General features: G+C 36.9%; 6 protein-coding genes. 1 reads left to right on the top strand and 5 read right to left on the bottom strand.

Annotation, left to right across the window (positions count from 1 at the left end):
* Positions 1-28: 28 nt before the first annotated feature.
* The 3 genes from V7149_RS02815 to V7149_RS02805 form a co-directional block, all read right to left on the bottom strand.
* Complete coding sequence (locus tag V7149_RS02815; RefSeq protein ID WP_335344145.1) at positions 29-1,324, bottom strand: FAD-dependent oxidoreductase; 1,296 nt, start codon at positions 1,322-1,324, stop codon at positions 29-31.
* Positions 1,317-2,345, bottom strand: coding sequence for an electron transfer flavoprotein subunit alpha/FixB family protein (locus tag V7149_RS02810; protein ID WP_335344144.1), 1,029 nt, complete (start codon positions 2,343-2,345; stop codon positions 1,317-1,319). Before V7149_RS02810 ends, V7149_RS02815 begins: the two co-directional genes overlap by 8 nt.
* Positions 2,346-2,454: 109 nt before the next feature.
* On the bottom strand, positions 2,455-3,270 hold the full coding sequence (locus V7149_RS02805; RefSeq protein WP_335344143.1) for an electron transfer flavoprotein subunit beta/FixA family protein: 816 nt from the start codon (positions 3,268-3,270) through the stop codon (positions 2,455-2,457).
* Between the two features lie 351 nt (positions 3,271-3,621).
* On the opposite strand from V7149_RS02805, the gene V7149_RS02800 reads away from it, so the two are divergent.
* A complete protein-coding gene (locus tag V7149_RS02800; protein WP_335344142.1) occupies positions 3,622-4,356 on the top strand; it encodes a ZIP family metal transporter in 735 nt (244 codons plus the stop codon).
* Positions 4,357-4,430: 74 nt separating this feature from the next.
* Here the strand turns inward: V7149_RS02800 and V7149_RS02795 are convergent, their stop codons facing one another.
* Both V7149_RS02795 and V7149_RS02790 read right to left on the bottom strand, forming a co-directional pair.
* Complete coding sequence (locus tag V7149_RS02795) at positions 4,431-4,688, bottom strand: aspartyl-phosphate phosphatase Spo0E family protein (RefSeq protein ID WP_335344141.1); 258 nt, start codon at positions 4,686-4,688, stop codon at positions 4,431-4,433.
* 188 nt (positions 4,689-4,876) lie between these two features.
* The coding region (locus V7149_RS02790; protein ID WP_335344140.1) for a PAS domain-containing sensor histidine kinase at positions 4,877-6,211 on the bottom strand (1,335 nt) is incomplete at its 5' end.

Below are 6,211 nucleotides of genomic sequence, written 5' to 3'. Positions count from 1 at the left end.
TGTTTTTCTTCAATATTCTTCGTTGACATTATTTCACCGCCTTCCATGCACGATACATATCTTTAATAACCTTAATAGTGCCTCTTTCCCCAGTAAAGCTTTTCATAATTTGTATTTGCTTATCCTTTTTAGACGTGCCGTCAACGGTAAAGAATTTACTTGCTGCCCTGTTCATTAAAGGAACATACTCTTTAAAGTATTGCGGATGATGCTCAAAAACATGAGTAGCATCTTTATATTTTTCCAAGTCCTTCATAATAAAGCTCTCATGTAAAGCCTCTCTATAATGATTTAAACTCGATTCACTGAAATCATTGCGTTTTTTTGCTTCAATGATAGCCTCTGCCGCCATTTGCCCAGACTTCATAGCCATATTAGACCCTTCCCTGTGGATCGCATTTACAAGCTGGGCAGCATCTCCGACTACAAGCACCCCATTTCCAGCTACCTTTGGAACAGAATGAAATCCTCCTTCTGGAATAAGATGTGCTAAGTATTCTGCAGATTCTCCCCCTTCCATCAAAGGTCTAACCATAGGATGTGTTTTTAAATAATCCAATAAATCATAAGGTTTGAGTTTTGCCTTGATCATACTGGATAGCGTTGTTCCAACTCCAATATTGATGCTTTCCTTATTTGTATAAATAAACGCAGTTCCAAGATTTCCTTTAGTGGAATCGCCAAATATTTCGATTGTACAGCCCTGGTTATCCTCTAAATTAAAACGGTCGTTGATTTTTTCCTTTGAAAGATTCACTACTTCCATTACGGTTAAAGCAACTTCGTCCGGCCTAAATTCCTTATGAAATCCAAGTTGCTTGCCAAGCAGTGAATTTACTCCATCAGCTAAAACGACAACATCGGCATAAACCTCTCCATCTGGGCGATCCGTTCTGACCCCGATTACCTTACCATTTTCCACGATACACTCAAGGACAACCGTTTCATTAATGAGTAAAACCCCTTGCTCGACCCCTTTCTTAGCAAACCATTGATCAAATTGGGCCCTTAATACTGTGAAATTATTGTAGGGCTCGACTCCCCATTCAAGCCCTTTATAGCCAAAGGTGACAGCTGATTCTTTATCCATCATCCAAAATCGCTGTTCAATAACAGGTCTTTCCAATGGTGCTTCCTTCCAGAATTCAGGAATGATTTCTTCCATCTGTTTCCTGTATAATACGCCCCCCATCACATTTTTGCTTCCAGGATATTCTCCTCTTTCAATCTGTAAAACCTTTAACCCATTTTTTGCACAAATATAGGCACAGGAGGTTCCAGCCGGGCCTGCTCCCACTACAATGACATCAAATTTTTCAGACATAGCTCACTTCACCGCCCTTCTCTTTTCGAAGTTCTTTAAATTGCTTAATCAATTTTGGGACAATTTCTAAGGCATCTCCAACAATTCCATAAGTGGCGACATCAAATATTGGGGCATTTGGATCTTTATTAATGGCGATGATAAACTCTGAATTTTTCATTCCAACAATATGCTGAATAGCTCCTGAGATTCCAATTGCAAAGTAAATTTTAGGTGTAATCGTTTCTCCTGTTTGCCCTACTTGCTGTTCATGAGGTAGCCAGCCTGCCTCTACAACATCTCGAGTTCCACCTACGCTAGCACCGATTGTTTCAGCCAATTCATGAATAAGCTGAAATCCTTTAGGGTCCCCCATCCCTTTTCCCCCAGCTACCACAACATGAGCATCGGCTAATCGAAGCTTTTTTGTGACATCTTTCACAATTTCTAACACCTTTGTTCTCATTTCTTCTTCATTTAAAGAAATTTCTTCTTCTATTACCTTGCCTTCTCTGCTATTGTCTTTATCAAGTGCCTTCATGACTTTAGGTCTTACAGTAGCCATTTGCGGGCGATGTTTTTTACATAAAATTGTTGCCATAATATTTCCGCCAAATGCGGGGCGGCTTGCCTCCAGCAATCGTGTTTCCAAATCTGCATCCAGCATCGTTGTATCTGCTGTTAAGCCTGTGCTTAAATCTGTGGCAACTGCACTTGCAAGGTCTTTTCCATTCGATGTTGCGCCGTAAAGAAAAATTTCAGGTTTGTATTTTTCTGCAAGAAGCATAACGCCTTTCATATATGATTCTGTTCGATAATCTTTTAATACAGGGTTGTCGATCACATATACTTGGTCTGCACCATAGGAAATGACTTCCGAGCAAAGTTCCTTAATATGATGACCTAATAATACCCCAGACAACGGAACTTCTAATTTATCGGCAAGCCTTCTTCCTGCACCCAAAAGTTCCAAAGAAACTCCTTCGATTGCCCCCTCATTAACCTCAATAAATACCCAAACACCACGGTAATCTTCAAACATCGGGACCTCTCCTTTGTATAAAAAGTGAATAATAGCAGCTTAAAAACGTTTGTTCACTAAAATGAAAATAGATAATAAATAACATGGTAATAAACGACTAGTCTGCAATCTATCCAAGGAGTAATTCCTTTTTATCCTCTAGTAAAGAAATTAGCTGCTTTACTTGTTCGTCAGCGTTGCCTTCTAGTCTTTTTCCGCCTTCAGGTTTGGGAGGAGTGAACATTTTACCTACAATGGTCGGAGATCCCTTTAGCCCAAGCTGAGACCTGTCAACATTCTCCAGATCATTTACTGTCCAAATAATGGGCTCGTACCTTGCTGCTTTAATCATATTAGTCATGGGCGAATATTCAATGTCATTAATCTCCTTTGCTACTGTTAAAAGGCATGGATATTGAGATTCAATTAATTGATGCCCATTCGCAATTTTTCTTTTTAATAGAACCTTTTTATCTGAAGTATTAAAGCTTGAAACTTCTATTACATTTGTTATAGGAGGAATATCCATTCTCCTCGCTATTCCTGGACCAACCTGGCCAGTATCCCCATCAATTGCATGCAGACCGCAAATAATTAAATCAATTGGCTCCTCTTTCGTAATTCTCTCCAATGCCTTTGATAACGCATAGCTCGTTGCTAAAGTGTCCGCACCCGCAAAGGCCCTGTCAGAAATTAAATAACCTTTATCAGCACCAATTTCAATACTTTTCTTAATGACAGCTGTTGCCTGAGGAGGACCCATGGAAAGAACAGAAATCGTTCCCTCCCCAATCATTTTCTTAATCCTTACTGCCTCCTGAACAGCATGTGCATCATATGGGTTCAAGATTGCAGGCGCACTTCTTCGATCAAGTGTGTTTGTCTTTGGATTTATTTTTATTATTTTTGTATCTGGTACTTGCTTTACACAGACGACAATATGCATAACTAGCTCTTCCTCCTTATCAATGAAAACGTTTTCCTTTTGATCGTAAAAAAAGTATATGTATTAACGATATATGACTCTCGGCACAAGCATAGTACTAACAATTAATGAAAATGCTTCCGCTAACAGCTGCTTTTCTAAATGGAATAATCAGCTATATGTGCTATAGATAATTGCCAAAAAAAGCAATTTTTTTGAACACATCTTGTGCTTCAGTATAAAATATATATTGTTTCCGCTGATGCCTATTCAGAAAAAAATCATTTTTATTATTAAAATTGAAATAAATGTTTGTCAGCCGCTTAAGTTGACTCTTATAATATGGTTACAAATAGAAATGAGGGAATGAGAATGAGGGAAGTAATTATCGGAAGCGTACTCTCAGCCTTATCAACAGGAGTTGGCGCTTTAATTATACTTTTTATGTCAAGTGCTGTTACCCATAAATGGCGCGATACTTTACTTGCGTTCACTGCCGGAATTATGATGGCCGCTTCTACTTTAGGTCTAATACCTGAGGCTTTAAAGACAGGGGGATTTCCTTCAGTCGCTATCGGAATATTTCTGGGAGTTTTAACTCTTACTTTGATGGAAAAAAACATTCCTCATATAGATCTAAAGCATTCGAAAAAAGGAATCGAGTTTGATGAAAAAGCCATGCTTATTATCGCGGCGATTACCCTTCACAACATCCCTGAAGGTCTGTCAGTCGGAGTAAGCTATGCATCTCATGTAAAGGATACCGGAAACCTAATTGCCTTTGCCATCGGTCTGCAGAATGCTCCTGAAGGATTTCTTGTCGCTTTATTCCTCGTCAACCAAAAGATAAATAAATTTAAAGCATTTGTTATTTCAACGTTGACTGGAGCTATTGAAATTGTCATGGGGTTATTAGGCTTCTATTTAACATCTTATGTGGACTTCCTCGTTCCATATGGACTCGCCTTTGCAGCAGGCGCAATGTTATTTATTATTTATAAAGAGTTAATACCTGAAAGTCATGGGGATGGAAACGAACGTACATCAACCTATTCCTTTATCATTGGACTTTTATTTATGGTATTGCTAATTGACTTCTTTTCATAATGTATACATAGCACTGTTGTTTGAAAAATAATATGAAAAAACCCTATAGCGTAATATTACGCATAGGGATTTTTTTAAGTAATCATTTCAAATTCAGTCACTGTTAACGTATTTGGCAAAACAAGAATCATTTTCTTAAAGGGAAATCGAACTTCTTCCTCTATCTTTTCTGAATGATGTATGGTCAATTGATATTCATAAATTAATTGATCAAGCTCTTGACTGCATTGAATGGTATCTTCACTCGTATACCCATATTTCCTTGCAGAATTTATCATTTTCTCCCTTTTTTCTTGGATATGCAGCAATATTTCTTTACAATTTTCTGCCAACCTTTTTCCTCCATCCTATCCCTTTCTATCTAGAATCGTTCTATTTAAGTAGTTACCTTTAGCATTATTGCAAGAAAATACATAAAAGTAAATAGATTCGCAGAATTAGACAGTTTTCACCAAAATATAAATTTCTCGACATTTTGCGAGTATATTTTTAAGAAGCTTTTCGACAAGATAAGATCAATTTACAGTACTTTTTTCATTGGCAGAAATATGTTAAAAATAGTGCCTACTCCTAATTCACTTTCAACTTCTATATTGCCCTTATGCTCTTCAATAATTTTAAAAGTTACCATAAGTCCAAGACCCGTACCTTTTTCCTTCGTTGTGTAAAAAGGCTGACCGAGCTTTTCAACCTTATCCTTTGGTATTCCACTCCCCTCATCCTCGATGGATATATGTATTCTGCCATCCTCCGTTGAATTCATGAACACATCAATATAGCCGCCATTTGGCATGACCTCAATTGCATTCTTAATTACGTTAATAAAGACCTTCTTCATTTGATTTGGTTCGCAGAATATTGGAGGCAGGCCTTTTTCGTATTTTGTTCGAAACTGAATATTATGTAATACGGCTTGAGCACTTAAGAAATCTACTGTTTCCTTCATAATTTGTATAAGATCAACTTCAACAAACTTAACTGCTTGTGGTTTTGCCAAAATTAAAAATTCATTAATGATCGTGTCAATCCTCTTCAGCTCAGAAGAAATAATGTTAAAATACATGGAATGATCCTCTTTAATAGTATCCTCTAATAACTGAATAAATCCTTTTAAGGCTGTCATTGGATTGCGAATTTCGTGCGCAATACCTGCGGCGAGTTCTCCGATAACATTTAATGTATCCGATTTTCGGAGTTGTACATCAAGCTGTAGCTTTTCTGTAATATCTTTAAAGGTTACTAAGCTTAATTCAGAAAGAATATTATACTTTGCTGAAAATTCAATATATTTAGATTCCCCAGATTCTACTGTAATATCAAGGGTGCCCGTTGTTTGACCACTATTAACGAGATTATGATAATAATAGTAAATTTCTTCATTTGAAAGATGTAGTTTTGTGAGTAGGTCTATAAATGAATGTCCAATTATTTCAGCCTTTGAAACAGACAGCATTTTTTCTGCAGCCTGATTTATATCAACAACGTTAAAATCATTCTTCCATAAGATAATCCCCTCTAAAGCACCCTCAAAGATTTTTCTAAATTTTAATTCACTTTCTCTTAGCTCTTTTTCCATTCTTCTTGTTTCACTTACATTTCGAAATATGGTCATATGAAATTCGTCAACTGCATGCAGTTTACTAGTGAATTCCAAAGATTTTAATTGTCCATTGGGCATTAGAAAAACAAGTTCATCCCGTATAGCCCCTTTTTCATGAAAATTATTGTATACTTGATAAATTTTCTCTTTGCTGGCATAAATAAAATCCTGAATCCTTTTTGAAACAAGCTCTTCTTTGCTGCATTCAAAAATTCGGCAGGCTGCCTCATTTGCTTTAATAATCTGACCCTTACC

Origin of the sequence: Bacillus sp. JJ1503 (genome assembly GCF_036965125.1) — a bacterium.
Taxonomy (GTDB): Bacteria; Bacillota; Bacilli; order Bacillales; family Cytobacillaceae; genus Cytobacillus.
Note: the sequence above shows the minus strand (reverse complement) of the source record. Positions and strands in the feature narration are given on the sequence as shown.